The following is a 24,687-nucleotide window of genomic DNA, read 5'->3' on the forward strand; positions in this document are numbered from 1 at the left end:
AATTTAATATTGTTTTGGCGGTTGTGGCGAAGTGGTTAACGCACCAGATTGTGGCTCTGGCACTCGTGGGTTCGATTCCCATCAATCGCCCCAAACAACATGCGGGTGTAGTTTAGTGGTAAAACCTCAGCCTTCCAAGCTGATGTCGTGGGTTCGATTCCCATCACCCGCTCCATTTTTATATTGTCATGGGCCTGTAGCTCAGCTGGTTAGAGCGCACGCCTGATAAGCGTGAGGTCGGTGGTTCGAGTCCACTCAGGCCCACCATGATGATTTTTCCACAGTAGCTCAGTGGTAGAGCTATCGGCTGTTAACCGATCGGTCGCAGGTTCGAATCCTGCCTGTGGAGCCATACGGAGAAGTACTCAAGTGGCTGAAGAGGCGCCCCTGCTAAGGGTGTAGGTCGTGTAAGCGGCGCGAGGGTTCAAATCCCTCCTTCTCCGCCATAAGGCCCGTTGGTCAAGCGGTTAAGACACCGCCCTTTCACGGCGGTAACACGGGTTCGAATCCCGTACGGGTCATTAAAAAAACCTTGCATACTATGCAAGGTTTTTTATTATGCGTTCATAGCATAAATGGTAAAAGAAAGGTATGTGGCAAAAGCGCTCCATAATAAATAAGGAACCAGAAGCCAGGCTGAAGCTTTACTGTATTTACCGGCAATGAGCAACAGAATGAGTGTTGTCACCGCCACAAGCAGGCAATCGATAGATGCAGCAAGCAAACTTTTCTGTGTGAATTGAAAATAGCTGAATCCTTGATTCACGATATAATTGATGAGAAGCATCACCCAAAAAGCTTTGGATTCTTTACATGAAAACTTTGCGTATATTAAGGCTGCTGAGAGCGAAATAAGCGCAAACAAAACCGCCCATATGATGCCGATCACTGATCCGCTCGGCGTCCAGTCAGGTTTTTGCAGCGCGTCATACCATTCCCGGTCGATGGGAAAGAGAACCCCCGCTAAAGAAAACAAGACATATGTAATGATAAATACAATAATCGCACCGATATACTTCTTTTTCATTTGTTCCTTCCGCCATTCAATGTCAATACATTAGTTCCCTTTTTTGGAAAGATTAAACCTTTTAAAAGGTTCATGCACCATTAAGTGTATGGGTTTTCAGTGTGAAAATGCAGCAAACCATTTATTTGTATTCAAAAACCCCGGCAGGCCGGGGTTTTAATCAGCATGAAGATCGCCAAAGGTCGTCATTATTCCTTCTTCGTCCAGTTCCTGTTCATATTTTTCGTGTGCTTTGCTTGGATACACGGAAATGTTTTTTCCGGTAATATCTGTCGCGATAAAGTTTTCATAATCCTCAGCATAGCCGATGTTTTCTTCTGAGTTCATTGTCATATCCCCATAGCTGAGCGGAGGATCCTCTAAATCCTGAGGCGTTTCTGAGTTTCCGTATTCCTCAACATCCTGATAAGCATCTTCACTATCGTAAGCCGCCCGGATTGATTCATCATCATCAAATTCAAACTGTCCGAACGGTGTTTCCTCTTCAATCGGCCTGTCTTTGGAAACGGCATCCTGCGAGGAATATTCCGCCAATGTCGTAGCCGTCGGCAGAGCTTCGAGTCTGTCATAAGGAATGTCCTTGCCGCTGACTTCACACGTGCCGTATGTGCCGTTTTCAATTTGTTTCAGAGAGTAATCAATGTCGCGAAGGTGCTCCCGTTCATGGTCGAGCAGAGCCAGGTCTTTTTCCCGCTCGTATAATTCGGTCGCCTGATCGCCGGGATGATTGTCATAGGAAGACAATTCGCCGGATGACTGATACGGGAATTCATCAGTTAACTGAAATTGATCATTTTCTTTAAAGCGGCTTAAAATATCATGTCTGGCTTCTTCCAATTCTTTTTTTAAGTGTGTGATCTGTTCGTTTGTAAGCACATCAATCCCTCGTTTCTATGTGATGCTTACTGTTAGTATGAACGCTTTTTCGCAGAAAAATGGTGGATAAAAATAGTCATTTTCCCATGAGGAAGTAAAAGGATACAGTGATTGCCGAGAGTGGGGAAAGAAAATTCAAGTTTGTTTCTTTATTCATTTGCGCAAAAAGGTTTATAATAAGAAATGCAGGCATTTTGTCGTGCTCAAATCTGTGTGTTTGACACAAAGTCATCACAGGTGTATTGTATTAAAAGCATTTAACGGATTATGGAGGAATGTCTCATGGTGACAACGGTGCAGCATACGTTCCGAGAGGAAGCAGATCATGCATTACATAAAGCCAAACAAGTCAACCATGCTGTCTTATTGAGCTATTCAAGACGTATTGCGTCTTTAGACCCTCTATCATTTTTCAAAGACGGAGCAAAAAAATATAAAGGCAAACGATTTTTTTGGTCAGAACCCGGTAGTGAATTAACAATAGTCGGTCTTGGCACAGAAGCGCTGTTCCAATCGAATGAAAAAAATGGAAAGCGTTATCACGACGTTTTTGAACAATGGGAGCGCTTTAAAAAGATGGCTTTTCATATTCATGAAGAAGAAGAGGCGGCGCATACCGCGGTCGGCCCTGTCTTATTCGGCGGTTTTTCATTTAATCCCGCTGAAGAGAGAGGAGACGAATGGAACGGGTTCGAAGAAGGGCTGTTCTTTATCCCCTCACTCATGCTGACAAAGACGGCAGATGGTGATTATTTAACCGTCAATCAATGGGCAGCAGACGGTAATCAGGCAGAAGATACGCTGAAACGTCTGAAATCTTTTTCGGAAGCTTTTTCAGTTTCTTCAATCGAGTATGAAGAATATCCTGTTTTAACAAAAGCGGAAGAACTTGATGTGGAAAACTGGCTTGAAGCCATTAAAACAGCAACAAATGATATGAAAGCAAATCAATATGATAAAGTCGTGCTGGCAAGGGAAGTCGTTTTGTCATATGATGGGCCTATTCCGGCAGAGAGCGTTGTCCGTAAGCTTTTGACGGACCAAACGACAAGCTATGTTTTTGCGATTGAGCAGGGAGATAAATGCTTTGTCGGCGCTTCACCGGAACGGCTGATCAAAAAATCCGGCAAAGACGTCATGTCCACCTGTCTGGCAGGTTCAATTAAGCGCGGAGAAAATCAACAAGAAGATGACCGTCTCGGCAAGGAATTGCTGCATGACGAAAAAAATCTCGCGGAACATGATTTTGTGGTTCAGATGATACACGATTCTTTCTTGTCGAGCTGCAGCGATGTGAAAAAGCCTGCAGGTCCGCAATTATATAAAACAAAAAGTGTTCAGCATCTATATACACCGATCACAGGCCATCTTAAAACGTCCGCTTCGCTGTTTGATTTAATTGAAAAGCTGCATCCCACACCGGCATTGGGCGGAGCTCCCCAGCAGAAAGCTGTTGAAGTTATCGCTGATATTGAACCGATGACACGCGGATGGTACGCGGCTCCGATCGGCTGGATGGACGGCAGGGAAAACGGAGAATTTGTCGTGGCTATCCGATCAGGGCTGATTGAAGGCAAAAGTGCGCGGCTTTTCGCAGGATGCGGCATTGTTGAAGATTCAGATCCGCAATCAGAATATGAAGAAACACAAATTAAACTAAAGCCGATGATCTCTGCTTTAGGAGGTGAAAGGCTTTGACAAACCCGATTACACATTATATCGGAAGCTTTATTGATGAATTCGCTCTATCGGGTGTCACCGCCGCGGTTGTTTGCCCGGGATCGAGGTCAACTCCCTTGGCGGTTTTGGCGGCGGCCCACCCGGATATTCAAGTCCATATACAGATTGATGAACGATCCGCAGGTTTTTTCGCGCTCGGTCTTGCAAAAGCCCGCCAGCGTCCGGTTATGCTGATTTGTACGTCAGGAACGGCAGCGGCTAACTTCTATCCGGCCGTGATTGAAGCTCATTATTCAAGAGTGCCTCTTATTGTCCTGACTGCTGATCGGCCTCATGAATTGAGGGAAGTGGGGGCGCCTCAGGCGATTAACCAGCATTTTCTGTTCGGTAACTTTGTTAAGTTTTTCACAGACTCGGCTCTGCCTGAAGAAAATCCTCAAATGCTGAGCTATATCAGAACATTGGCCGGCAGAGCCGTAAGTGAAGCCGGGAAGCGCCCGATGGGGCCAGTCCATATCAATGTGCCGCTCAGAGAGCCTTTGATGCCGGATTTATCAGCCGGACCTTTTGAAAGAATGAGAAAGGGGCGGCACGTCTCAGTCACAACAGGGATTCAGTCAGCTGATCAAGATTCTCTCTATCATATTACAGAGCGTCTTGCGGGTACCGAAAAAGGTATGATCGTCTGCGGCGAAATTCACGGTGAAGCAGAAAAGCAGCAAATCATCGCGCTTGCCGAGATGCTTCAGTTCCCGATTTTAGCTGACCCGCTTTCAAACCTCCGAAACGGGGAGCATGATAAGACGCTGATTATTGATGCTTATGACTCGTTTTTAAAAGATGAAGAAATAAAAGAGGCGCTGCGCCCGGACGCTGTGATCCGCTTCGGCCCGATGCCGGTTTCCAAACCGCTCTTTTTATGGCTCAGAGATGATCCTGCCATTGAGCAGTTTATCGTCGATGAAGACGGAGGATGGAGAGATCCCACCCAGGCCGGCGCGCATATGATTCATTGCCATCCGTCTGTGTTTTTGGAAGCGGTCCGTTCAGCTGAAACCGGAAAACGGCCGTCCGGATGGCTTGAGAAATGGCAGTTTGTCAATGAGCGGTTCCGGAGTCATTTACAGGCCGCGAGCATGGATGATTTATCTTTTGAAGGAAATGTATATCGTCAGCTTCAGCATCTTGTCCCTGAAGGCAGTTCGATTTTTGTCGGCAACAGCATGCCGATTCGCGACGTGGATACGTTCTTTGAAAAACAAGATCGTTCCTTCCGTGTTTATGCCAACCGCGGCGCTAACGGCATTGACGGGGTTGTCTCCTCGGCTATGGGACTGTGTGAAGGTACAAAAGCTCCTGTCACGCTTGTAATTGGAGATTTATCGTTTTACCATGATTTAAACGGGCTGTTAGCGGCTAAAAAACTTGGAATTCCGCTTACGGTTATTTTAATAAACAATGATGGCGGCGGGATTTTCTCGTTTTTGCCGCAGGCATCTGATAAGACTCATTTTGAAGAACTGTTCGGTACGCCGACGGGCCTTGATTTCCGGCATGCCGCCGCACTGTACGGCGGGACGTATACTTGCCCTGAGACATGGGAAGCATTTAAGGATGCGTATCAGCCGCAGGCGGACAAGCCCGGACTTCATATAATCGAGCTGAAAACAGATCGGACATCAAGAGTTCAATTCCATCGCGATCTGCTGCAGGCCGCAGTGCGGGAAGTGAAAAAAGAATGGAAACTGTAACTGTTAAAACGGCCGACGGCGTGTGCTATCGGGTTGCTGATAGCGGTCACGAATCATCTGAAGCTATTGTTTGTCTGCATGGATTTACGGGCAGCAAAGAATCATGGATGTTTTTACGCGGCATGTTTCCCGGCGAACGAATGGTGATGATTGACTGCCTGGGTCACGGGGAGACAGACGCGCCTGTGCAAGCGGCAAGGTACAGTGCGAGCCGGCAGGTTGCGGACCTTGCCGCCGTTTTTGATCAATTAAAACTTCACAAAGTGAAACTTATTGGTTATTCTATGGGGGGAAGACTTGCGTATTCCTTTGCACAGGCATTTCCGCATCGGGTGTCAGCGCTAGTTTTGGAAAGTACAACCCCGGGCCTGAGCACGCTTCAGGAACGCAAAAAGCGGATTCAGTCAGACCGGAAGCTTGCTGACTTTATATTGCGGGAAGGTATAACATCGTTTGTCGATTATTGGGAGAGCATTCCGTTGTTTGCCACGCAGCTTTCTCTGCCGGACAGCGTAAAGGCATCCATCCGTGCCGGCAGGCTGAAAAATAATCCGTCCGGACTTGCAGGCAGCCTGCTCGGAATGGGGACGGGCTCACAGCCTTCCTGGTGGGAGGCATTACACCGCATCAAGGCGCCCGTCCTGCTCATATGCGGTGAATGGGATGAAAAGTTTTGCGCTATTAATCAAAAGGTGCATAACCTGCTCCCATCAAGTAAAATAGAGGTTGTCAAACAGGCGGGGCACACGGTACATGTGGAACAGCCGCGAATTTTTGGTAAGATAGTAAGTGAGTTTTTATACGGCTTGTAAAGCATAAAGAAAATAGCTTTTCGGCCGGACTCAGGCAAAAATGAAGGAGGTCATATCAATGGCTGCAGAATGGAAAAGTGAACGTCAGTACGATGAAATCCTGTACGAGACGTATAACGGTATTGCAAAAATAACAATTAACCGCCCGGAGGTACATAACGCATTTACTCCTAAGACGGTATCAGAAATGATTGACGCGTTTGCTTGTGCGCGTGATGATTCCAATATTGGTGTCATCGTTCTTGCGGGAGCGGGAGATAAAGCATTCTGTTCAGGCGGAGACCAAAAAGTCCGCGGTCACGGCGGATATGTCGGAGATGATCAGATCCCGCGTCTGAATGTGCTTGATCTTCAGCGTTTGATCCGTGTTATTCCTAAACCGGTCGTAGCGATGGTATCAGGCTATGCCATCGGCGGAGGCCATGTGCTTCATATCGTCTGTGATTTAACGATTGCGGCCGATAATGCGATTTTCGGCCAAACCGGACCGAAAGTGGGAAGCTTTGACGCAGGTTACGGCTCAGGTTACCTGGCGCGTATCGTCGGACATAAGAAAGCCCGTGAAATCTGGTACCTATGCCGTCAATACAATGCGCAGGAAGCGCTCGACATGGGGCTTGTCAATACGGTTGTCCCATTAGAGAAACTTGAAGAGGAAACAATTAAATGGTGTGAAGAAATGCTTGAGAAAAGCCCTACAGCCCTTCGTTTCCTTAAAGCGGCATTTAACGCAGATACAGACGGCCTCGCCGGAATTCAGCAATTTGCAGGAGATGCAACGCTTCTTTATTACACGACTGACGAAGCGAAAGAAGGCCGCGATTCCTTTAAAGAGAAACGCAGTCCCGATTTCGGTCAGTTCCCTCGTTTTCCGTGATCAGATGACACTACGAAACAGCTTGAGCCGCTCTGGTCCAAGCTGTTTTCTTTTCAAAAAAAGTACTTTTACCTCGGAGATGATAACATGCTGACAGAACAGCCGAATTGGCTCATTCAAAGGGCTCAGCTGACACCAGAGAGAATCGCTCTCATATTTGAAAACAAACAGATGACATTCAGAGAATTATATCATGCTTCTAAACAAATGGCCGCGCGGCTGTCCAAATACTGCTCGCTTAAAAAAGGAGACCGCGCTGCGATTTTGCTTTCTAACAGACCGGAAATGGTTTATGCCGTTCACGCCTGTTTCTTATTAGGGGCGGAAGCTGTGCTGTTGAATACGAAGCTCTCAAAACAGGAACGGTTATTTCAGCTCGAAGATTCACAGGCAAAGCTTTTATTGACGGAGGACGGTTTTTGCCGCGAAGAATATGAATCTGCAGTCGCCACCGCAGATGTGGACGAGCTGCAGGCTGAAGAGGCGGGTGACATGGAGCCGGAAGCTTATGTAACGCTTGATGATACGGCGACTCTTATGTATACGTCAGGAACAACGGGAAGGCCGAAGGGGGTGCAGCAGACTTTCGGTAATCATTATTCCAGCGCTGTATCGTCTGCGCTGAATCTGGGGGTCACGGAGCGGGACCGCTGGCTTATTGCGCTGCCGCTGTTTCATATCAGCGGTCTGTCTGCGCTGTTTAAGTCGGTCATTTACGGTATGCCTGTCGTGCTTCATCAAAAATTTTCTGTCACTGATGTGCTGGACAGCATCAGCTCCCATCAGGTCACGATCATTTCAGCGGTGCAGACCATGCTTTCGGGCCTGCTTGCGGAAACTGAACAATGTCCTGAATCACTGCGCTGCATTCTGCTTGGCGGGGGTCCGGCGCCGCTGCCGCTCCTTGAAGAATGCCGCAGGAAACAATTTCCGGTGTTTCAATCTTACGGCTTGACTGAAACCTGCTCACAGATTGTCACGCTTTCTCCGGAATTCAGTATGGACAAGCTCGGCTCGGCCGGTAAACCGCTGTTTTCATGTGAAATTAGAATTGAAAAAGACGGAAACCTTTGTGCGCCGTTTGAACACGGTGAAATTACGGTGAAAGGCCCGAATGTAATGAAAGGGTATTACCATCGTGATGACGCAAACCAGGCCGCTTTTCATAATGGATGGTTTAAAACGGGCGATCTTGGATATTTGGATGATGAAGGGTTTTTATACGTGCTGGACAGGCGGTCGGACCTCATTATTTCAGGCGGAGAGAACATCTACCCGGCAGAAGTGGAAGCGGCGCTGCTTGCCCATCCGGCTGTAGCGGAGGCCGGTGTTTCGGGAGCTGAAGATCCGAAGTGGGGGAAAGTGCCGCATGCTTTTCTCGTGCTGACTTCTTTTGTCAGTTCTGAGGAGCTGACCGCCTTTTGCCGTGAGCGGCTTGCAAAATATAAAATACCGGCTGCTTTTTTCGAGGTTGACGGGCTCCCGCGGAATGCGTCCAATAAACTGATGAGGCATCGGCTGAATGAGCTTCGTAAAGGAGAATTGTCATGATTAAGATTGAAAAAATCACCCTTTATCATGTAAGTATGAGGCTGAAAAAACCGTTTAAAACAAGTATTGAAACGCTGCAGGACCGTAAATTTTTGATCGTGGAAGCGATCGATGAAACTGGGAGAACCGGCTGGGGGGAGGTATCGGCGTTTTCTTCTCCGTGGTATACAGAAGAAACGATTCAGACATGCGCGCATATGCTGAGAGATTTTTTCATCCCGAATATCGTAGGCCGCGAGTTTTTCCATCCGTCAGAAGTGCCTGACAGTCTCGCGCGTTTCAAAGGAAACCGCATGGCAAAAGCGGGGCTTGAATCAGCCGTGTGGGATCTATATGCCAAGAAAAAGGGGATATCTCTCGCAGAAGCCTTAGGGGGAAAAAGAGATAAAGTGCCCGCCGGCGTGGCGGTGGGTCTGGCTTCGGCTGATGAGATGCTTCGGGAAATTGAGCAATACGTAAAAGAAGGTTATCAACGTATAAAAATAAAAATTCAGCCCGGCCATGACGTTGATCTGGTCAGAGCCATCCGCAGCCGTTTTCCGAACGTACCGCTGATGGCGGATGCCAACTCGGCATATGAACTGAAAGACATCAGCAGGCTGAAAGAGTTGGATGAATTCCAGCTCATGATGATAGAACAGCCGCTTCAGGCAGATGATATTGTCGATCACCGCCACCTGCAGAAACACTTGAGAACCGCGGTATGCCTTGATGAAAGCATTTGCTCATATGATGACGCGAGGCGGGCGATTGAGCTTGGGAGCTGTAAAATCATTAACATAAAACCAGCGCGTGTAGGAGGCCTGACAGAGGCTTTAAAAATACATGACTTATGCAGAGAGCATCACATGCCGGTTTGGTGCGGCGGAATGTTTGAAACCGGCATTTCGAGAGCGCAGACAGTCGCGCTCGCTTCGCTGCCGCAATTTACGATACCGGGTGACATTTCCTCATCAGACCGATACTGGGAGGAGGATATTGTCACTCCCGACATCCATATCGAAGAGGGGTTCATCTCTGTTCCGGACGGTCCCGGACTGGGTGTCGAAGTCAATCAGGAAATAATGAGAAAATACGTCACCCAAATGGACGTTTTTACGACAAACAACTGATAAAAAGACATTTCAGCGAGTTGAGCTGCCTGTATGCTGCTGTTATATTGAAACTGTTCATCATCACCCCTTCCCCCGTTTGAACCGGCTGTATCAGCCGGTTTTTTTAATGAGCGGACACTTGACAAACGTGAGTGCGTGCGATATTTTTGCACAAAGGAAACTTTTTGTCCTGTATCAATCATTTGTTCTTAAATATAAAGAATTGTCATAAGACTGACATCAACATCACATTTAAAAGAGAACGGGACAAAGGAAAGGGGACGGATATGAAAAGAAGCAGTGTAATGGCGTCTGTGCTGATGATTTGTTTTGCATTGTCTTCATGCAGCTCTGAATCTTCAGGCGGACAAAAAGGAAAGCTTACGATTACGGCTACCACTTCTCAGGTGGCTGACGCCGCTGAACATATCGGCGGAGACCATGTTGAAGTGACGTCACTGATGGGGCCTGGAGTCGACCCGCATCTTTATAAAGCATCACAAGGAGATACGAAAAAATTAACGGAGGCGGATGTTGTTTTATACAGCGGACTTCACTTAGAAGGGAAAATGGAGCATATGTTAACGAAAATCAGCCGGCAAAAACCGTCTGCAGCAGTGGCTGAATCAATACCGAAGGAGAAATTGATTCCAGCGGGTGAGAATATGTATGATCCGCATGTATGGTTCAGCATTCCGTTATGGCTGTATGCCGTTGACGAAATCGAAGCGCAATTAAAAAAAGCAAAACCGGAATATGCAGACGACTTTACAAAAAACGCCCAAGAGTATAAAGAGAATTTGAAATCTTTAGATAAAAAATCGAGAGAAAAGATCGGGACAATTCCCGAAAAAAGCCGTGTACTAGTTACAGCACATGATGCCTTTGCGTATTTTGGCAAGGAATACGGATTTGAGGTCAGAGGACTTCAAGGGCTGAGCACTGACTCTGATTACGGACTGAAAGATGTTCAAAAGCTTGTCAGTCTGCTTGCGGATAAGGAAATTAAAGCTGTGTTTACGGAAAGCAGCGTATCGAAAAAGTCAATAAACGCGGTTGTTGAGGGCGCCAAAGAAAAAGGTCATGATGTTTCGGTCGGCGGCTGGCTGTATTCAGATGCCATGGGCGAAAAGGGGACAAAAGAGGGCACGTACGCCGGTATGTTCGTCCATAACATAGATACGATTGTCAGCTCATTAAAATAAACAGGAAGGGAGAGAATGACGTGTATCCTGTCAGCATTGAAAATGTGACGGTAGCCTATCACAAAAAACCGGTCCTGCAGAACGTCACCATGCAGGTGCCGGAAGGAAAACTGATCGGGATTATCGGGCCGAACGGAGCCGGAAAATCAACGTTGATAAAAGCTGTTTTAGGATTAACGCCAAGCGCCTCCGGAACGGTCTCTATTTATGGGAAATCATCAGAAAAGGAGCGGAAGAGGATCGGCTATGTTCCGCAGCGCGGTTCTGTGGATTGGGATTTTCCGACAAGCGCTCTGGATGTCGTTTTAATGGGAAGATATGGGCATATCGGCTGGTGCAGGCGTCCGAAAAAACGTGATATTGATTTTGCTGAAGCCTGTTTGGATAAGGTCGGTATGCTTGATTATGCCAAAAGGCAGATCAGCCAGCTTTCAGGAGGCCAGCAGCAGCGGGTTTTTCTGGCCCGGGCTTTATGTCAGGATGCGGATATATACTTTATGGATGAACCGTTTGTGGGAGTTGACGCCGCTACGGAGCGGGCGATTATCACGCTGTTGACGGAATTAAAACAAAAAGGAAAAACCGTGCTCGTCGTCCATCATGACCTGCAGACGGCAAAGGAGTATTTCGATTGGATGCTGCTGCTGAACATGAGAAAGATTGCTTTCGGACCGACTGAACACGTGTTTACAATCGAAAATTTACAAAAAACGTACGGAGGAAGGCTTGCATTTTTGAAAGATCACCTCCTGGCCGAAGGGGGAACGGGCTGATGGCGCTGCATCATATATGGCTTCAGCTTCAGGAACCGAATACCCAATGGGTGTTGGCGGGAACTTTGCTTCTCGGCATGGCAAGCGGCGTGCTGGGAAGCTTTGTGCTTCTCAGGAGGCAGAGTCTGATCGGCGACGCCATGGCTCATTCGGCTTTGCCCGGAGTATGTCTTGCGTTTCTCATTGCCGGAGAAAAGACGATGCTGTTCTTCTTGATCGGAGCGGCTGCCGCGGGGCTTGCTGGAACTTGGTGCATCCAGAACATCACGGAGCATTCAAAAACGAAGGAGGATTCTGCGATCGGCATCGTATTGTCCGTGTTTTTCGGGATCGGCATTATTCTTCTGACCTATATTCAAAGACTCGGTTCCGGAAGCCAGAGCGGGCTTGATTCTTTTTTATTCGGTCAGGCGGCGTCACTCGTTAAACAGGACATTGTCATCATCGGAGTCATTTCTGCCGTTCTGCTTTTATTGTGCGCCGTCTTTTTTAAGGAATTCAAATTGATCACATTTGATATGGCATTTGCGAAAGGGGCAGGACTGCTTGTCAGGTTTCTGAACGGACTGCTGGTTTTTTTAATTGTTTGTGCGGTTGTGATCGGGCTGCAGACGGTCGGTGTCATCTTAATGGCGGCCATGCTTATTACGCCGGCGATCGCCGCAAGGTATTGGACGGAGCGTTTAACGGTCATGATCGTGCTGTCCGGATTAATCGGCGGGTTATCCGGTGTGGCGGGAACGCTTTTAAGTACGACGACGGACGGTATGGCGACCGGGCCGTTAATTATTTTAAGCGCGGCTTCCGTTTTTCTGTTTTCTCTATTATTCGCTCCGGATCGCGGACTGGTGTCAAAGACGGTTAAACTTTTCCGGCTGAGAAAAAAGACCGCTTTTGAACAAACGCTCTCAGCTATTTACGAGATGAGTGAACAAACGAATGAAACCTCAGTCACCGGGCAGATGTTGAAAAAAGAATGGGAGCGCCCTATCAGGAAACTGGAGAAAAAGGGATACCTCAAGCGCAGCGGAGCCGAACAATGGCGGATGACGGAGGCAGGGCTGACGAAGGGATACGAAATTGTCTTATCACAGCGCATGTATGAAGTTTACCTCATGCATGAAACGGAACTGGCCGGTATAGAAACGGCCGCCAGGGACGAATTTCATCCGGATCTTCTGCCGAAAGAACTGAAAGAAAAGCTTTTGCAGCTTTTACGATTGCACGGGCGAATGCCGAATGAATCACTTCAAAAGGAGAAAGGAGGCGCTTACAATGAGTTATGAAGCGTGGATTATCGCAACGGGAATCTTAGTCGGCGTGAGCTGCGCGTTAATCGGCACTTTTCTTGTGCTGAGAAACATGGCGATGCTTGCTGACGCGATCAGCCACACGGTGCTGCTCGGAATTGTCGGCGCTTTCCTTGTGACGGGAGCCCTTAACGGAATTCCAATGTTTATCGGAGCTGCGGCATCCGGGCTGCTGACGGCTTTTTTCGTACAGTTTCTGCACAGTAAAGGCGTGCAGTCTGACGCGGCTATCGGTGTCGTTTTTACGTCCTTGTTTGCGATCGGCGTCATTCTGCTGTCTGTATACGGCAAACATGTACATCTTGATATAGAACATTCGCTTATGGGAGAAATTGCTTTCGTTCCGTGGAATACAGCTCAGCTGTTCGGCTTCGATATCGGCCCTAAAGCGTTTTGGATGATTTTATCTGTGCTTATCATCAATGTGCTGCTGATTGTCTGCTGCTATAAAGAATTTAAAATCGCCGCCTTTGACCCGGAAATGGCGATAGCCATCGGCATTCCTGTCCTGGTCATTCATTATGTGCAGATGGGTATGCTGTCGCTTACGACGGTTGCTTCTTTTGATTCAGTGGGAGCGGTTTTAGTCGTTGCGATGCTGATTGTACCGCCTGCAGCCGCCTATTTACTGACAAACCGCCTTTCTTCCATGCTTTTCATCAGTGCGGGTATCGGCGGGCTGTCAGCCGTATTGGGATATGGCGCCGCCACATGGCTCAACGTGTCAATTTCAGGTGCGATGGCTGCGATGACCGGCGTGTTTTTTCTGCTGGCCTTTCTGTTTTCTCCGGCTCAAGGGCTGATTTCAAAAAGGCTTGCGGCGCGGAAATTAAAAAGAGCTGTATAAAACAGCTCTTTTCTTTTATAAATCATGCGGTTTAAAGGTTTTGCAATCCGTTTCTTCACTTTTTTCAGCGGTTTCGCCTGTATGGCTGACCACATAAATAGCGTCGGCCGTGCATTTGTTTCCTCTGCCCCAATATGAACAGTTATTGACTTCACACAGAATTTTTTGGTCCATGCTGGCTCCCCTCCAAGATAAAAGGTACGCCATTAGTATGAGCCGCCCTGATTTCTGTTATTCCTCCTGGCGGATATAACGTCTGTCTTTCATAAAGAGCTTCCAGAAGAAATAAAACCCGGGAAACAAAATGATGAAAGCGACGATATACGTCATAAACAGCGCCCTGAAGGTTGCCGGCTCCGTAAATCCTGACATGACCGTAATATCCGGATAAATCATATAAGGAAGATGCGCCCGTCCGTATGCATAGCTTGCCAGAAAGTATTGAAGCGCAATGGCGATCATGGCGATTCTCGGTTTGCCGAGGTTGCGGCCGAAGCGCTTATTCGGCAAAAACAGAGCCACGCCGGCAATGATAAATGTAATGACAGACAGAATGAGCCATGTCTTGTCTTTCATCATCCCCGTATACAGCCAGCCGGCTTCAGAGCGTAATGTCAGCATAATGAAGAAGGCAAACAGAAGCGACAGCGGCCCTGTTAGTAAAGAGCTCCGTCTGTAGATGCGGTACGCATGCTCCTCTTCCGCAACATTTGAAAAATCGGCCAGAAGCAGTGAAGATAAAAATAAAGTGCTTAAAATGGCAAAGCCGATAAACGCATACGCATTAAGGCTTGTAAAGACATTTTCCAAATTCAGGTGATACACGCCGCCCGTCTTCTCAATAAATCCTCCGTGTGTGACCGGAAGGACCAAAATCAGAACAGCGGGAATAATGAAGCCCGAAATTCCGGAGATATATCTCATGATTTTTCTTTCCTTCGCAGTATTGGAGAAGACGAGAAAGCCGCTGCGGATGGCCAAAAGCAGCAAAATAATACTCCCCGGGATCAATAAAACGGTTCCCAGCACGAAGGTTGCCCCTGGAAAGAAGCTGAATAGGGCGACAACGATCGCGACGATAAAGACGTTGGTCACTTCCCATGTCGGGGACAAATAACGGTTGGCGATGTTTGTCGCCTTTGTTTGTTCTCTATTTAAATAAATCATCGACCAAAAGCCTGCTCCGAAGTCCATCGTTGCCATGACCGCGTAGATAAACACGAAGCCCCATACGATTGATATCGCAATGAGAGCATCCATGGTAATGTCCATTTCAATTCAGCCCTTTCTATTGTTAGGATTCCGCCGCTTTTACATCCTCTTCAACAGGATGTTTGCGGAAATAATAAAGCAGCACATAAATGACTGCGGCTGCCAAAATGGCGTAAACGACCGTAAACAGGATGAACAGCAAACCGATTGAACCGGTTGTCGTGACGACATCAGACGTTTTCAAGAGATGGTAAATCACCCATGGCTGCCGCCCCGTACAAGCGAATATCCACCCGAATTCAATTCCGATCAGACTAAGCGGTCCTGCGGTTAAAAATAAAATCAAAAGCCAAGTCGGAAAGCTGTCTTTCTTTAAAATTTTTCTCCAGACGATGCCGACGATTGAGTACAAAATGAGCAGCATCCCGATGCCGACCATTCCGTTAAAAAGTGTATGGATGAATAAAGGCGGCCACTCGTCTTTCGGAAACGCGTTCAATCCTTTGACGACGGTATCAAAGCTGTTTGCAGCCAAAAAGCTTAAAGCCCACGGTACTTCTATCGCCCATTTTACTTTTTCTTCTTTTGCGTCAGTAAAACCCCCGATCGCAAGCGGAGCGTGTGATCTAGTTTCAAACAGCCCTTCTGCGCCCGCAAGCTTCTCAGGCTGGTATTCGTAAAGAAGCTGGGCTGACTCGTGACCGTTTAAAGAGGCAAGAATGGAAAAGATTCCGCCGATCGTTAAGGCGAGCAGCAGCGCTTTTCGGTGAAAGCGGTATACCTGCTCCTGTTTTCTCGTTCTCAGCATTTTATAAGCCGCAACTGACGCAACGATAAATGCACCGGTCATGAAAGCCGTCAGTACGACATGGCCCGCGGTGGTGAAAAAGCTTGGATTAAAAAACGCTGCCCACGGTTCGACGTCAGTGATTTTGCCGTTTAAAATTTTAAAGCCGGCCGGCGTTCCTTCAAATGCGTGAACATTTGTGATTAAGACGGCGGATGCCGCGGCGCCGATCAAAACGAAAATAACGGCAATGATGCGCATCGCCGGAGTCAGCCGGTCAGCGGCGTAGACATAAATGGACATAAACAGCGCTTCGATAAAGAAAGCATAAATTTCAATCTGAAACGGGAGTGACATCACCCTGCCGATGACTTCCATGAATCCGGGCCACAAAAGGGCAAGCTGTGTACCCGCGATCGTTCCGGTCGGTATCGCCACGCCGAGCAGAACAGCCTGCGCCTTCGTCCACCTTTTCGCCATAATGGCATAATGCGGATCTTTTGTTTTCTGATAAATCAATTCAGCCATTAAAATCATCAGAGGCAAGCCGACACCAAGCGTCGCAAAAATAATATGAAAGCCCATGGTTGTCCCGAACAGGCTTCTGGCTAACACTAAATCATCCACGATCATAAACCGCCTTTCTAAATTACCGTTTTATGTAATGTGGTTATATTATTTGCTGAAGCGATTAGATTATTCTTCTGATTCCATATATGTGCAGGGTTTAGAAACCAAGGGATCAGGGCATATATGATTGACAAGCGGTTATTTAAGGTTTAGAATAAAACGTAATTATTACGATTTGTGAAAGGGAGATCAGCATGAAAAAAGATATTCATCCGGATAACCATCAAGTGATTTTTCAAGATGTGAACAGCGGCTACCGCTTTTTAAGCCATTCAACGAAAACGTCAGAGGAAACGGCAGAGTGGGAAGACGGAAAAACATACCCGCTGATTAAAGTAGAAGTCAGCTCAGATACGCATCCGTTTTATACAGGCCGCCAAAAATTCAACGAAAAAGGCGGGAGAGTCGAACAGTTCAACAAAAAATACAATATGGGGAAATAAGACAAGCCCAATGGGGTTTGTCTTATTTATTGAGCACTTTGTCATCTCGTGCGGGGAGTGACGAATTGACCCGTCTTATGTTATATTGTGAATAAAAAAGCAGAAGGGAAACACCAAGATGAGTCTTCTAAACGATATCATGCAATTTAATGAGCAGTTCACTAAAAACAAAGATTATGAAAAATACCAAACATCTAAATTCCCGGATAAAAAGATGGCGATTTTGTCCTGTATGGACACGCGTCTTGTAGAATTGCTTCCGCATGCGATGAACATGCGAAACGGCGATGTGAAAATTATTAAAAGTGCCGGCGCGCTTGTCGCCCACCCGTTCGGAAGTATCATGCGCAGCCTTTTAGTGGCCGTATACGAATTAAACGCCGATGAAGTCTGCGTTATCGGCCACCATGATTGCGGCATGAGCAAAATCAACAGCGAGGATATGCTTGATAAAATTATCGACCGCGGTATTCCGAAAGAGCGGATTGACATGCTGAAGCACTCAGGAGTTGATCTTGATCAATGGCTGAAAAGCTTTGATTCAGTAGAAGCGAGTGTTACAGACAGCGTAAACGTCATTAAACACCATCCGCTATTCCCTGACAATGTGCCGGTGCACGGTCTGGTGATTGATCCTGAAACTGGTAAACTTGATCTGGTGATCGACGGCTACCAGCATATGGACTAATGTTTTTGTTTTTTGTCCGGTACGGGATCAACACCGCCCGGATGAAAAGGGTGGCACTTTAAAATCCGCTTCAGTGTCAGCCATCCGCCTTTTAATGCGCCGTGAGTCTTGACGGCTTCGATTCCGTACTGTGAACACGTCGGATAAAAGCGGCATGACGGGGGTGTCAGCGGAGAGATGAACTTCTGGTATCCGCGGATGAACGCAATCATTATGGTTTTCATCAAAAAACCACCTTTCTGATGCTAGTATAGAAAAAAAATTTCAGATTGAAAAGCTTCCGCCACAATTCTTATCGGAAAACTGTGTTATAATGGATGCATATTCTGAAAAAAAGGGAGTGCCATTATGCCTTCAGTAGAAAGTTTTGAGCTTGACCATAATGCGGTTGTGGCTCCGTATGTAAGACATTGCGGAGTGCATAAAGTCGGAACAGACGGCGTCGTGAATAAGTTTGACATTCGCTTCTGCCAGCCGAACAAACAGGCGATGAAGCCGGATACGATTCATACGCTTGAGCACTTGCTTGCGTTTACGATTCGCACACATTCTGAGAAATACGATCACTTCGACATCATAGATATCTCACCGATGGGCTGCCAGACAGGCTATTATCTTGTTGTCAGCGGCGAGCCGACAGCGGAAGAAATTGTAGACCTGCTTGACGCTACGCTGAAAGAAGCCATCGATATTACGGAGATTCCGGCGGCCAACGAAAAACAGTGCGGTCAGGCGAAACTTCATGATTTAGAAGGCGCGAAACGCCTGATGCGTTTCTGGCTGTCACAGGATAAAGAAGATTTGCTGAAAGTGTTCGGATAAAAAACAGGCCTTTTTGCTGACATGCAAAAAGGCTTTTTTACATATTTCTAAAAAATGTCACACCTTGTGTGTAAGCGTTTGCTAAAATAGAAGCAAACATAAAGGAGTGATGGGATGAAACGGGCTGTATTGGCAGGTATGTGCGGTATGGTATTTTTATTATCTTCCTGCGGGGGCAATTCGGACAAAACCTCCGCGGATGAGGAGCCTAAAGCGCTTGAGGTCAAGCTTACAGGACCGGAAACGGCAGCACCGCATGAAAAAGCGGAATACAAGGCGGAGGTTTTTTACGGCGGCAAGCGTGTCACGGATGCGGATGAAGTCATGTTTGAAGTATGGAAAGAAGGAAAAAAAGGCAGCAGCAAAACAAGCAAGGCCAAGGAGGAAAAAGGGGCGTATCACCTGCGGACTGAATTTGATGAAGAGGGTGTCTATACCGTTCAATCCCACGTAACGGCAAAACAGCAGCATAATATGCCGACTGTAAAAGTGCGTGTCGGGGATGCTGAAGCTGCCGATGATTCCTCCGGCCATGAGGAACAGACGCATCATCATTAAGGATCTTTTTTATCCGTTAAGCCTTTTGATGCGTCCTCCGGCGGGTCAATCGTATGTTTTACATTATAAGCTCTTACAGTCGACCAGATGGATAAAAGCAGCACGGCGAGCACGATAAGAAAGCCGAAGCTCAGAAGAAGCAGCATGAAATCCCTCCTTTTTAACAAATCATAACATATTTTCCATCCGTAAAATCAAGGGCTAAAAATTTATGTTTTAACACACGATATATAGGGTATATCAATAGTAAACCAAAGGAGGAAGATAGGCATGTCAGAAAAACTATTGGATGCAGTCAATAAGCAAGTTGCAAACTGGACGGTCATGTATGTGAAATTACATAACTATCATTGGTACGTCAAAGGGAAGGACTTTTTCACATTGCATGAAAAGTTCGAGGAGCTGTATAACGAAACGGCTACATATATTGATGATCTGGCAGAACGTCTGCTGGCATTAAACGGCAAGCCGATCGGCACAATGACGGAATCATTGAAGACAGCGTCTGTAAAAGAAGCGGAAGGCAATGAGAGCGCAGAACAAATGGTACAGAACATTTATGATGATTTCACTGTCATTGCGGAAGAGCTGAAAAGCGGCATGGACCTCGCAGATGAGGTAGGAGACGAAACGACCGGTGATATGCTGCTTGCCATTCACCAGAATATCGAGAAACATAACTGGATGCTGAAAGCGTATTTAGGATAAATCAACAAGGGAAGACCGGGGCTATAAAGCACTCGGTCTTTTATTTGGCTGCCGAAGAGAGGTGTTGTCCATTTTTCTGAAAAATCCAGTCCGTTCCATTCACTTTTCATAGAATAATGTAAGGCCGTTTCTGTGAAAGGATGTTGGATCAAGTGGGCAAAGACTTTGGCATCTTTTCGTTTTTTGCAGTGATCGTGTCGGCAGCGGGGTTTTTCTTCGGAGGTTTTCAGTATTCGTTTCTGATTTTGCTATCGGTCATGGCGATTGAGTTTATCAGTACAAGCTTAAAAGAATCTCTTTTGCAGCAGCTGAGCGCAAGAAAGCTTTTTGCGCGGCTGGTCAAAAAAATCGTGACCCTGGCATTAGTCTCAGTTTGCCATTTTTTTGACCAGCTGCTTCATACCGAAGGCGCCATCCGTAATTTGGCTATCATGTTTTATATCTTATACGAATCGGTTCAGATCGTGATTACGGCAAGCTCGCTGGGCATACCGGTTCCGCAGGTGCTCGTCGACCTATTGGATACCCTGAAAAATAAATTCAAGCGCAAACCGTAACATTTGCTTCAAAGGAGGCTATACTAGCGGGTATGATGGTTTTCCTCTGAATTTTTGATAAAGGGCTTCCGAACAAACGCAACTGTGGTATGATGTATGGAAGATATGAAGGAACGGATTAGAGGGATAAACATGTACGAGTTTAAAGACTATTATCAGAACACTGTTCAGCTCTCCTTTGAACACCAGCCTTTTTCAGACAGCCCGAAGCACGTATGGGTCATATGCCGATATGGAGATAAGTGGCTTTTGACCGAGCATGAAGACCGGGGGTTTGAATTTCCGGGCGGAAAAGTGGAGCCGATGGAATGTGCGGAGGAAGCGGCCCTGCGCGAGGTGAAAGAAGAAACCGGTGCCGCGGTAAGACATCTGAAGTACGTCGGACAGTATAAAGTTCTCGGCAGGGAAAAGGTAATCGTGAAGAATATTTATTTTGCCGATATTGAAAAGCTTGAAAAACAGGCTGACTATTTTGAAACAAAGGGGCCGGTGCTGTTCAGCGAACTGCCGGAGAATCTCCCCCGAAATAAAAAATTCAGTTTCATTATGAAAGATTCGGTGCTTCCGATCAGTCTGAAAAAGCTGAAAGAGGACGGCGTATTTCAATCATAAAAAACGAAGACCCGGCGCTTACGCACGGGTCTTTTTTATATTTTTCCTTTCGTCCATTTTCTTTCTAACAGTTCGACTCCCTGATACATCAATGTTGCAAAAATCGCGATGATCAGAAGGCTTAAGAACACAAGAGTGAAATTGAAGACCTGGAATCCGTAAATGATCATGTAGCCCAGACCTTTTTCGGAAACGAGAAACTCGCCGACGATGACACCGACCCAGGATAAACCGACGTTCACTTTAAGCGCGGAAATAATCGCGGGGGCGCACGCCGGCAGAATGACTTCTTTAAACATGATGCTTTTTTTCGCTCCGAAGGTTTTCATCACCTTAATATAGTTTTCATCCACTTCCTGAAAAGCCGTAAAGACGACGATTGTCGTGATAATGACACTGATGACTGCTCCCATGGCGACAATGCTTGTGAAATTCGGTCCGAGTGCCACGATGAGAATCGGTCCGAGTGCGACCTTCGGCATCGCGTTTAAAATGACGAGGTACGGGTCTAAAACCCGGGCGAGCCTGTTTGACCACCATAACAGAGCGGCGAGGCATGTGCCGAGGAGCGTGCCGAGCAAAAAGCCGAGAACGGTTTCGCCTAAGGTAACGCCGATGTGCGCCGCAAGGGATCCGTCCGCAATCTTTTCAACTAAAAGCCTGCAAACGGCGGAGGGTGAGCTGAAGATTAACGGATCGATCCAGCCCGCCCTGCTCGATATTTCCCAGCCGGCAAAAAATACGATGAAAATGGCGGCCTGATACGCACGGATCCGGAACTTTTCTTTTTGGTGTCTTTTCTTAAACTGCTGATGAAGCTGTTCAATCGTGCCGCTGCTGTTTTTCAAGGGAATTCAGCTCCTTCCATATGGTTTGAAACAGCGGCTGAAAGGCCGGATCCTGACGCGCGTCAAACGGATCTAAAGCCGCGAGCTCCTTAGGCACGGTGAATATTTGGTGGATGGTGCCCGGCTGATTCGAAAATAAATAGATCGTATCGCTCATGGCGATGGCTTCACCGATATCGTGGGTGACGAGCACGGCGGTTTTTTGAAAATCCTTTAATGTTCTGAAGACAAGGTTTTCTAAAGAAAGCTTCGTTTGAAAGTCCAGCGCGGAAAACGGTTCATCAAGGAGCAGCAGGCCCGGGTCCGGCGCAAGAGTTCTGGCAAGTGCCGCCCGCTGCCGCATCCCGCCTGAGAGCTCTTTCGGGTATTTCTTTTCAACGCCGATTAATCCGAGCTTAGGCAGAAGGCTGAGAACTTCAGCTCTTTTTTCTTCTGTTAATGTTTTTGAAATGTGTAAACCGAGCAGCACGTTTTCCTCAATTGATTTCCAAGGAAATAAATAATCCTGTTGAAGCATATAACCGATTTGGTGTTCTTTATGGTTCGGCACGCTTCCTTCAATCAGCACCCGGCCTTGCGCAGGGGTGATAAGGCCGGCCAGAATGGACAGGAGTGTTGTTTTTCCGCATCCGCTCGGCCCGAGAAAGGAGATGAAATCCCCTTTTTCAATCTGAAAATGTATATCTTTCACGGCGGTTGTCTTTTCTTTCAGCGAGAAATAAGTATGTGTTACATGATCCACATGTAAAAAAGACATTCATGTTCCTCCTATTGTTCTGAGGTGACTTTTTGGGCGATTTTTGTGTTGACGAGTTTGCTGTACGGAATGTGTTTCGGGAGCTCTCCGGCTTCATCCATAATAGATTGAAGCTGTTCCCATTCATCCTTTTGCAGAACTGGGTCTGCAGAGAATGACTTTTGTTTTTTATAGCGCTCTATTGATGTTTCGATAATGGCCGGATCAGTATCGGCAAATTCCTTCTGAATCGTTTTTGCGATGTCTTTGGCCGGATGGCTTTCCACCCATTGCTGGGCGCGATAGATGGCGCGGGTGAATTTTTCCGCCGTCTTTTCATTGCTTTTCAAATAACTTTCTTTTGCCATAAAGGTTGTGTATGGCACTTGGCCGGAAGCTTCTCCGAAGGATGCGACGATATGGCCGATGCCTTCTTTTTCAAATTGGGATGCCGTCGGTTCAAACAGCTGCACATAATCACCCGTTCCGGATGCGAATGCGTTGGAAATATTGGCGAAATCAATGTTTTGAACGAGGTTAATGTCTTTTTTCGGTTCTATGTGATTCTTTTTCAGGGCGTACTCACCGGCCATTTGGGGCATGCCGCCTTTTCGCTGGCCGAGAAATGTTTTTCCTTTTAAATCGCTCCATTTGAATGATTTCTCATCCTTCCGTGACACGAGAAATGTGCCGTCCGTCTGTGTCAGCTGCGCGAAGTTGATGACCGGATCTTTTGCTCCCTGCGCCTCCACGTAAATGGATGTTTCAGAACCGACCAGCGCGATGTCAGACCCGTTTGACAAAAGCGATGTCATCGTTTTGTCTCCGCCCCATGTTGTTTGAAGTGACACTTGGAGCCCTTCTTTTTTAAAGAAACCTTTTGTTTCAGCGACATACAGAGGCGTATAGAAGATGGAGTGTGTGACTTCCGCCACCTTTACCTTCGTCAGACTTTCTTCCTGTCTGCAGGCCGGAAGAATGAGCAGGAAAAAGGCGCATATGACAAAAACGCAGCCCGTTTTGAGCCATTTGTTCACGGTGTAACCTCCTTGTTTTAAGCGTTTAAATAACCTTTTCTGCTTTACATATCGTATGATGGGTATAAAAAATGTGTGAGTGCCCATATTCACGTTGGGAAAGAATAAAAAAACTGATGATATAAGGAGGCTCATTGTTTTGCTGGCAGAAAAGAAAAGGTTCCCGTCTCCGAGTCCGCATGTCCGCCTCTTTGCGGTATGCTATGAGTCAGAAGGGCTGAAGGTAAAGGGGCTCCTTGCCGAGCCTGCGGCGCCGGGAACATATGACGGTTTTTTATATTTGCGCGGCGGCATAAAAAATGTCGGCATGGTACGCCCCGGAAGAATCGTTCAATTCGCTTCCCAAGGCTTTGTCGTGTTTGCGCCTTATTACAGAGGCAACCAGGGCGGCGAGGGAAATGAAGATTTTGCGGGAGAGGACAGAGAGGACGCGTTTTCCGCTTTTCGCCTGCTTCGGGAGCATCCGAACGTCAGGGAAGGGCGGGTGCATATTTTCGGTTTTTCCCGGGGCGGAATCATGGGGATTTTGACCGCGATCGAAATGGGGCATCAAGCGGCTTCGCTCGTTTCATGGGGCGGTGTGAGCGATATGGTGCTTACTTATGAAGAGCGGAAGGATATGCGGCGGATGATGAAGCGGGTGATCGGCGGCACGCCGAAAAAGGTGCCGGATGAATACAGATGGCGTTCGCCGTTTGAAAAAGCAGACCGCATTCAGGCCCCTGTACTTCTCATCCATGGAGAGAATGATAAGAATGTTTCGATCGAACACGCCCGGATGATCGAGGACAAGCTGAAAGAGGCGGGGAAACCGGTGGAAACTTGGTATTACAGCGGTTTTACGCATTATTTTCCGCCGCAGGAAAACAGACGCATTGTCCGGCGGCTGGCGGAATGGATGAAGACACGGTAAGATGCCTGATTTATGATATGATAATAAAGAATAAGAGAATGAAAGGGGATTTTCATTTTGGGAATGCCTGTTGAATTTAATACCATGATTGTGACAAAAGGCAATGAAAAACGGATAGAGGAAAATATCTTTTTATTGGAGAAAGAGGGCTACCGCGTCTATCCTCTTGATATTCCGATGGACGTGCGCAAAACGAAAACCGGCGAGAAATCCGGCACCGGCGAGGTCCAAAAGCTCGAATGGGCGAATGGCCGGACAAGCATTACATACAGACTCACGTCGCTTCATTCGACAAACTGAAAAAACAAAAGCCGAGGGCATAAACGCCCTTGG

General features: G+C 47.1%; 29 protein-coding genes and 6 tRNA genes. 25 read left to right on the plus strand and 10 right to left on the minus strand.

The features are described from left to right. The first annotated feature begins 17 nt into the window (after nucleotides 1-17). The 6 genes from ACNFN4_RS00005 to ACNFN4_RS00030 all read left to right on the plus strand — a co-directional run bounded on the left by ACNFN4_RS00005 (nucleotide 18) and on the right by ACNFN4_RS00030 (nucleotide 521). Nucleotides 18-93: transfer RNA gene (locus ACNFN4_RS00005), tRNA-His, on the plus strand. An 8-nt stretch (nucleotides 94-101) separates the two neighbouring features. Continuing rightward, nucleotides 102-175 (plus strand) — tRNA-Gly (locus tag ACNFN4_RS00010). Nucleotides 176-190: 15 nt separating this feature from the next. Next, a tRNA-Ile gene (locus tag ACNFN4_RS00015) sits at nucleotides 191-267 on the plus strand. 10 nt (nucleotides 268-277) lie between these two features. After that, nucleotides 278-352 (plus strand) — tRNA-Asn (locus tag ACNFN4_RS00020). A gap of 3 nt (nucleotides 353-355) precedes the next feature. Continuing rightward, nucleotides 356-446 (plus strand) — tRNA-Ser (locus ACNFN4_RS00025). Between the two features lie 3 nt (nucleotides 447-449). Continuing rightward, nucleotides 450-521 (plus strand) — tRNA-Glu (locus ACNFN4_RS00030). Between the two features lie 35 nt (nucleotides 522-556). On the opposite strand, the gene ACNFN4_RS00035 is transcribed toward ACNFN4_RS00030, so the two are convergent. After that, nucleotides 557-1,027 carry a TspO/MBR family protein gene (locus tag ACNFN4_RS00035; RefSeq protein ID WP_072177718.1) on the minus strand — a complete coding sequence of 157 codons (471 nt, stop codon included), beginning with the start codon at nucleotides 1,025-1,027 and terminating at the stop codon, nucleotides 557-559. Nucleotides 1,028-1,183: 156 nt separating this feature from the next. After that, the gene (locus tag ACNFN4_RS00040) at nucleotides 1,184-1,903 is read right to left on the minus strand and encodes a TraR/DksA C4-type zinc finger protein (protein ID WP_007613312.1); all 720 of its coding nucleotides are present in this window, start codon (nucleotides 1,901-1,903) and stop codon (nucleotides 1,184-1,186) included. 282 nt (nucleotides 1,904-2,185) lie between these two features. Here ACNFN4_RS00040 and ACNFN4_RS00045 point away from each other — a divergent pair, with 282 nt between their 5' ends. The 10 genes from ACNFN4_RS00045 to ACNFN4_RS00090 all read left to right on the plus strand — a co-directional run bounded on the left by ACNFN4_RS00045 (nucleotide 2,186) and on the right by ACNFN4_RS00090 (nucleotide 13,803). Further along, the gene (locus ACNFN4_RS00045; protein ID WP_021494501.1) at nucleotides 2,186-3,601 is read left to right on the plus strand and encodes an isochorismate synthase; all 1,416 of its coding nucleotides are present in this window, start codon (nucleotides 2,186-2,188) and stop codon (nucleotides 3,599-3,601) included. Continuing rightward, nucleotides 3,598-5,334, plus strand: a complete 1,737-nt coding sequence (menD, locus tag ACNFN4_RS00050; RefSeq protein WP_448199924.1) for a 2-succinyl-5-enolpyruvyl-6-hydroxy-3-cyclohexene-1-carboxylic-acid synthase — start codon at nucleotides 3,598-3,600, stop codon at nucleotides 5,332-5,334. The genes ACNFN4_RS00045 and menD overlap by 4 nt, the downstream gene beginning before the upstream one ends. Next, entirely contained in the window at nucleotides 5,322-6,146 is an 825-nt protein-coding gene (gene menH, locus ACNFN4_RS00055; protein WP_448199925.1) for a 2-succinyl-6-hydroxy-2,4-cyclohexadiene-1-carboxylate synthase, read from the plus strand. The genes menD and menH overlap by 13 nt, the downstream gene beginning before the upstream one ends. 58 nt (nucleotides 6,147-6,204) lie before the next feature. Beyond that, nucleotides 6,205-7,023, plus strand: a complete 819-nt coding sequence (gene menB / locus ACNFN4_RS00060) for a 1,4-dihydroxy-2-naphthoyl-CoA synthase (RefSeq protein ID WP_003152221.1) — start codon at nucleotides 6,205-6,207, stop codon at nucleotides 7,021-7,023. A gap of 87 nt (nucleotides 7,024-7,110) precedes the next feature. Beyond that, a complete protein-coding gene (locus tag ACNFN4_RS00065; RefSeq protein WP_448199926.1) occupies nucleotides 7,111-8,574 on the plus strand; it encodes an o-succinylbenzoate--CoA ligase in 1,464 nt (487 codons plus the stop codon). Next, nucleotides 8,571-9,686: an o-succinylbenzoate synthase gene (gene menC, locus ACNFN4_RS00070; RefSeq protein ID WP_448199927.1), complete on the plus strand. Its 1,116-nt coding sequence runs from the start codon at nucleotides 8,571-8,573 to the stop codon at nucleotides 9,684-9,686. The genes ACNFN4_RS00065 and menC overlap by 4 nt, the downstream gene beginning before the upstream one ends. Nucleotides 9,687-9,955: 269 nt before the next feature. After that, complete coding sequence (locus ACNFN4_RS00075) at nucleotides 9,956-10,873, plus strand: metal ABC transporter solute-binding protein, Zn/Mn family (protein WP_022553656.1); 918 nt, start codon at nucleotides 9,956-9,958, stop codon at nucleotides 10,871-10,873. Between the two features lie 20 nt (nucleotides 10,874-10,893). Next, nucleotides 10,894-11,646, plus strand: coding sequence for a metal ABC transporter ATP-binding protein (locus tag ACNFN4_RS00080; RefSeq protein WP_014418707.1), 753 nt, complete (start codon nucleotides 10,894-10,896; stop codon nucleotides 11,644-11,646). Further along, nucleotides 11,646-12,932, plus strand: a complete 1,287-nt coding sequence (locus tag ACNFN4_RS00085; protein ID WP_022553655.1) for a metal ABC transporter permease — start codon at nucleotides 11,646-11,648, stop codon at nucleotides 12,930-12,932. The genes ACNFN4_RS00080 and ACNFN4_RS00085 overlap by 1 nt, the downstream gene beginning before the upstream one ends. Then, entirely contained in the window at nucleotides 12,922-13,803 is an 882-nt protein-coding gene (locus tag ACNFN4_RS00090) for a metal ABC transporter permease (protein ID WP_017418424.1), read from the plus strand. The genes ACNFN4_RS00085 and ACNFN4_RS00090 overlap by 11 nt, the downstream gene beginning before the upstream one ends. Nucleotides 13,804-13,818: 15 nt before the next feature. Here ACNFN4_RS00090 and ACNFN4_RS00095 read toward each other — a convergent pair whose 3' ends face one another. From ACNFN4_RS00095 to ACNFN4_RS00105, 3 genes are read right to left on the minus strand one after another with little or no spacing between them, the layout of a single operon-like run. Further along, a complete protein-coding gene (locus ACNFN4_RS00095) occupies nucleotides 13,819-13,977 on the minus strand; it encodes a DUF1540 domain-containing protein (RefSeq protein ID WP_007408842.1) in 159 nt (52 codons plus the stop codon). A 57-nt stretch (nucleotides 13,978-14,034) separates the two neighbouring features. After that, nucleotides 14,035-15,075, minus strand: a complete 1,041-nt coding sequence (locus ACNFN4_RS00100) for a cytochrome d ubiquinol oxidase subunit II (protein WP_021494497.1) — start codon at nucleotides 15,073-15,075, stop codon at nucleotides 14,035-14,037. Nucleotides 15,076-15,097: 22 nt separating this feature from the next. Further along, nucleotides 15,098-16,429 carry a cytochrome ubiquinol oxidase subunit I gene (locus ACNFN4_RS00105; RefSeq protein WP_025649757.1) on the minus strand — a complete coding sequence of 444 codons (1,332 nt, stop codon included), beginning with the start codon at nucleotides 16,427-16,429 and terminating at the stop codon, nucleotides 15,098-15,100. Between the two features lie 197 nt (nucleotides 16,430-16,626). Between ACNFN4_RS00105 and ACNFN4_RS00110 the strand changes: the two genes are divergently transcribed. Both ACNFN4_RS00110 and ACNFN4_RS00115 read left to right on the plus strand, forming a co-directional pair. Then, nucleotides 16,627-16,875, plus strand: coding sequence for a type B 50S ribosomal protein L31 (locus tag ACNFN4_RS00110; protein WP_003152229.1), 249 nt, complete (start codon nucleotides 16,627-16,629; stop codon nucleotides 16,873-16,875). A gap of 118 nt (nucleotides 16,876-16,993) precedes the next feature. Then, the gene (locus tag ACNFN4_RS00115; RefSeq protein WP_003152233.1) at nucleotides 16,994-17,563 is read left to right on the plus strand and encodes a beta-class carbonic anhydrase; all 570 of its coding nucleotides are present in this window, start codon (nucleotides 16,994-16,996) and stop codon (nucleotides 17,561-17,563) included. On the opposite strand, the gene yidD is transcribed toward ACNFN4_RS00115, so the two are convergent. Beyond that, nucleotides 17,560-17,787 carry a membrane protein insertion efficiency factor YidD gene (gene yidD / locus ACNFN4_RS00120; protein WP_007408838.1) on the minus strand — a complete coding sequence of 76 codons (228 nt, stop codon included), beginning with the start codon at nucleotides 17,785-17,787 and terminating at the stop codon, nucleotides 17,560-17,562. The genes ACNFN4_RS00115 and yidD overlap by 4 nt on opposite strands. A 124-nt stretch (nucleotides 17,788-17,911) precedes the next feature. Here yidD and ACNFN4_RS00125 point away from each other — a divergent pair, with 124 nt between their 5' ends. Together ACNFN4_RS00125 and ACNFN4_RS00130 are read left to right on the plus strand one after the other, a co-directional pair. After that, nucleotides 17,912-18,385: an S-ribosylhomocysteine lyase gene (locus ACNFN4_RS00125; protein ID WP_003152237.1), complete on the plus strand. Its 474-nt coding sequence runs from the start codon at nucleotides 17,912-17,914 to the stop codon at nucleotides 18,383-18,385. A gap of 114 nt (nucleotides 18,386-18,499) precedes the next feature. Next, nucleotides 18,500-18,943, plus strand: a complete 444-nt coding sequence (locus ACNFN4_RS00130; protein WP_014418701.1) for a FixH family protein — start codon at nucleotides 18,500-18,502, stop codon at nucleotides 18,941-18,943. Here ACNFN4_RS00130 and ytzI read toward each other — a convergent pair. Further along, complete coding sequence (ytzI, locus tag ACNFN4_RS00135) at nucleotides 18,940-19,089, minus strand: YtzI protein (RefSeq protein WP_014418700.1); 150 nt, start codon at nucleotides 19,087-19,089, stop codon at nucleotides 18,940-18,942. The two genes, ACNFN4_RS00130 and ytzI, sit on opposite strands and share 4 nt — an antisense overlap. A gap of 124 nt (nucleotides 19,090-19,213) precedes the next feature. On the opposite strand from ytzI, the gene ACNFN4_RS00140 reads away from it, so the two are divergent. From ACNFN4_RS00140 to ytkD, 3 genes are all read left to right on the plus strand, one after another. Continuing rightward, nucleotides 19,214-19,651 carry a Dps family protein gene (locus ACNFN4_RS00140; RefSeq protein ID WP_007408835.1) on the plus strand — a complete coding sequence of 146 codons (438 nt, stop codon included), beginning with the start codon at nucleotides 19,214-19,216 and terminating at the stop codon, nucleotides 19,649-19,651. 152 nt (nucleotides 19,652-19,803) lie between these two features. Further along, a complete protein-coding gene (locus ACNFN4_RS00145) occupies nucleotides 19,804-20,208 on the plus strand; it encodes a phage holin family protein (RefSeq protein WP_007408834.1) in 405 nt (134 codons plus the stop codon). A gap of 132 nt (nucleotides 20,209-20,340) precedes the next feature. Then, a complete protein-coding gene (gene ytkD / locus ACNFN4_RS00150; protein ID WP_003152244.1) occupies nucleotides 20,341-20,820 on the plus strand; it encodes an RNA deprotection pyrophosphohydrolase in 480 nt (159 codons plus the stop codon). 35 nt (nucleotides 20,821-20,855) lie between these two features. Here the strand turns inward: ytkD and ACNFN4_RS00155 are convergent, their stop codons facing one another. Genes ACNFN4_RS00155 through ACNFN4_RS00165 form a run of 3 tightly spaced genes read right to left on the minus strand, consistent with a single transcriptional unit; the run spans nucleotide 20,856 to nucleotide 23,441 of the window. Next, complete coding sequence (locus ACNFN4_RS00155) at nucleotides 20,856-21,668, minus strand: ABC transporter permease (RefSeq protein ID WP_022553652.1); 813 nt, start codon at nucleotides 21,666-21,668, stop codon at nucleotides 20,856-20,858. After that, on the minus strand, nucleotides 21,643-22,425 hold the full coding sequence (locus ACNFN4_RS00160) for an ABC transporter ATP-binding protein (RefSeq protein ID WP_003152246.1): 783 nt from the start codon (nucleotides 22,423-22,425) through the stop codon (nucleotides 21,643-21,645). Before ACNFN4_RS00160 ends, ACNFN4_RS00155 begins: the two co-directional genes overlap by 26 nt. Before the next feature lie 11 nt (nucleotides 22,426-22,436). Further along, nucleotides 22,437-23,441, minus strand: coding sequence for an ABC transporter substrate-binding protein (locus ACNFN4_RS00165; protein ID WP_022553651.1), 1,005 nt, complete (start codon nucleotides 23,439-23,441; stop codon nucleotides 22,437-22,439). A 139-nt stretch (nucleotides 23,442-23,580) separates the two neighbouring features. Here ACNFN4_RS00165 and ACNFN4_RS00170 point away from each other — a divergent pair, with 139 nt between their 5' ends. Then, a complete protein-coding gene (locus ACNFN4_RS00170; protein WP_022553650.1) occupies nucleotides 23,581-24,354 on the plus strand; it encodes an alpha/beta hydrolase family protein in 774 nt (257 codons plus the stop codon). 57 nt (nucleotides 24,355-24,411) lie between these two features. Continuing rightward, entirely contained in the window at nucleotides 24,412-24,654 is a 243-nt protein-coding gene (locus ACNFN4_RS00175) for a DUF2584 domain-containing protein (RefSeq protein ID WP_003152249.1), read from the plus strand. Nucleotides 24,655-24,687: the final 33 nt, after the last annotated feature.

It is taken from the genome of Bacillus sp. N1(2025) (assembly GCF_053470005.1).

What these genes read in the sequence shown, in the direction of transcription:
- yidD (WP_007408838.1), bottom strand. Translation starts at nt 17,787, where the DNA reads ATGAAAACCATAATGATTGCGTTCATCCGCGGATACCAGAAGTTCATC.
- ACNFN4_RS00035 (WP_072177718.1), bottom strand. Translation starts at nt 1,027, where the DNA reads ATGAAAAAGAAGTATATCGGTGCGATTATTGTATTTATCATTACATAT.
- ACNFN4_RS00115 (WP_003152233.1), top strand. Translation starts at nt 16,994, where the DNA reads ATGAGTCTTCTAAACGATATCATGCAATTTAATGAGCAGTTCACTAAA.
- ytzI (WP_014418700.1), bottom strand. Translation starts at nt 19,089, where the DNA reads ATGCTGCTTCTTCTGAGCTTCGGCTTTCTTATCGTGCTCGCCGTGCTG.
- menH (WP_448199925.1), top strand. Translation starts at nt 5,322, where the DNA reads ATGGAAACTGTAACTGTTAAAACGGCCGACGGCGTGTGCTATCGGGTT.
- ACNFN4_RS00045 (WP_021494501.1), top strand. Translation starts at nt 2,186, where the DNA reads ATGGTGACAACGGTGCAGCATACGTTCCGAGAGGAAGCAGATCATGCA.
- ACNFN4_RS00110 (WP_003152229.1), top strand. Translation starts at nt 16,627, where the DNA reads ATGAAAAAAGATATTCATCCGGATAACCATCAAGTGATTTTTCAAGAT.
- ytkD (WP_003152244.1), top strand. Translation starts at nt 20,341, where the DNA reads ATGTACGAGTTTAAAGACTATTATCAGAACACTGTTCAGCTCTCCTTT.
- ACNFN4_RS00075 (WP_022553656.1), top strand. Translation starts at nt 9,956, where the DNA reads ATGAAAAGAAGCAGTGTAATGGCGTCTGTGCTGATGATTTGTTTTGCA.
- ACNFN4_RS00085 (WP_022553655.1), top strand. Translation starts at nt 11,646, where the DNA reads ATGGCGCTGCATCATATATGGCTTCAGCTTCAGGAACCGAATACCCAA.
- menC (WP_448199927.1), top strand. Translation starts at nt 8,571, where the DNA reads ATGATTAAGATTGAAAAAATCACCCTTTATCATGTAAGTATGAGGCTG.
- ACNFN4_RS00095 (WP_007408842.1), bottom strand. Translation starts at nt 13,977, where the DNA reads ATGGACCAAAAAATTCTGTGTGAAGTCAATAACTGTTCATATTGGGGC.
- ACNFN4_RS00090 (WP_017418424.1), top strand. Translation starts at nt 12,922, where the DNA reads ATGAGTTATGAAGCGTGGATTATCGCAACGGGAATCTTAGTCGGCGTG.
- menB (WP_003152221.1), top strand. Translation starts at nt 6,205, where the DNA reads ATGGCTGCAGAATGGAAAAGTGAACGTCAGTACGATGAAATCCTGTAC.
- ACNFN4_RS00130 (WP_014418701.1), top strand. Translation starts at nt 18,500, where the DNA reads ATGAAACGGGCTGTATTGGCAGGTATGTGCGGTATGGTATTTTTATTA.
- ACNFN4_RS00140 (WP_007408835.1), top strand. Translation starts at nt 19,214, where the DNA reads ATGTCAGAAAAACTATTGGATGCAGTCAATAAGCAAGTTGCAAACTGG.
- ACNFN4_RS00160 (WP_003152246.1), bottom strand. Translation starts at nt 22,425, where the DNA reads ATGTCTTTTTTACATGTGGATCATGTAACACATACTTATTTCTCGCTG.
- ACNFN4_RS00100 (WP_021494497.1), bottom strand. Translation starts at nt 15,075, where the DNA reads ATGGACATTACCATGGATGCTCTCATTGCGATATCAATCGTATGGGGC.
- ACNFN4_RS00125 (WP_003152237.1), top strand. Translation starts at nt 17,912, where the DNA reads ATGCCTTCAGTAGAAAGTTTTGAGCTTGACCATAATGCGGTTGTGGCT.
- ACNFN4_RS00065 (WP_448199926.1), top strand. Translation starts at nt 7,111, where the DNA reads ATGCTGACAGAACAGCCGAATTGGCTCATTCAAAGGGCTCAGCTGACA.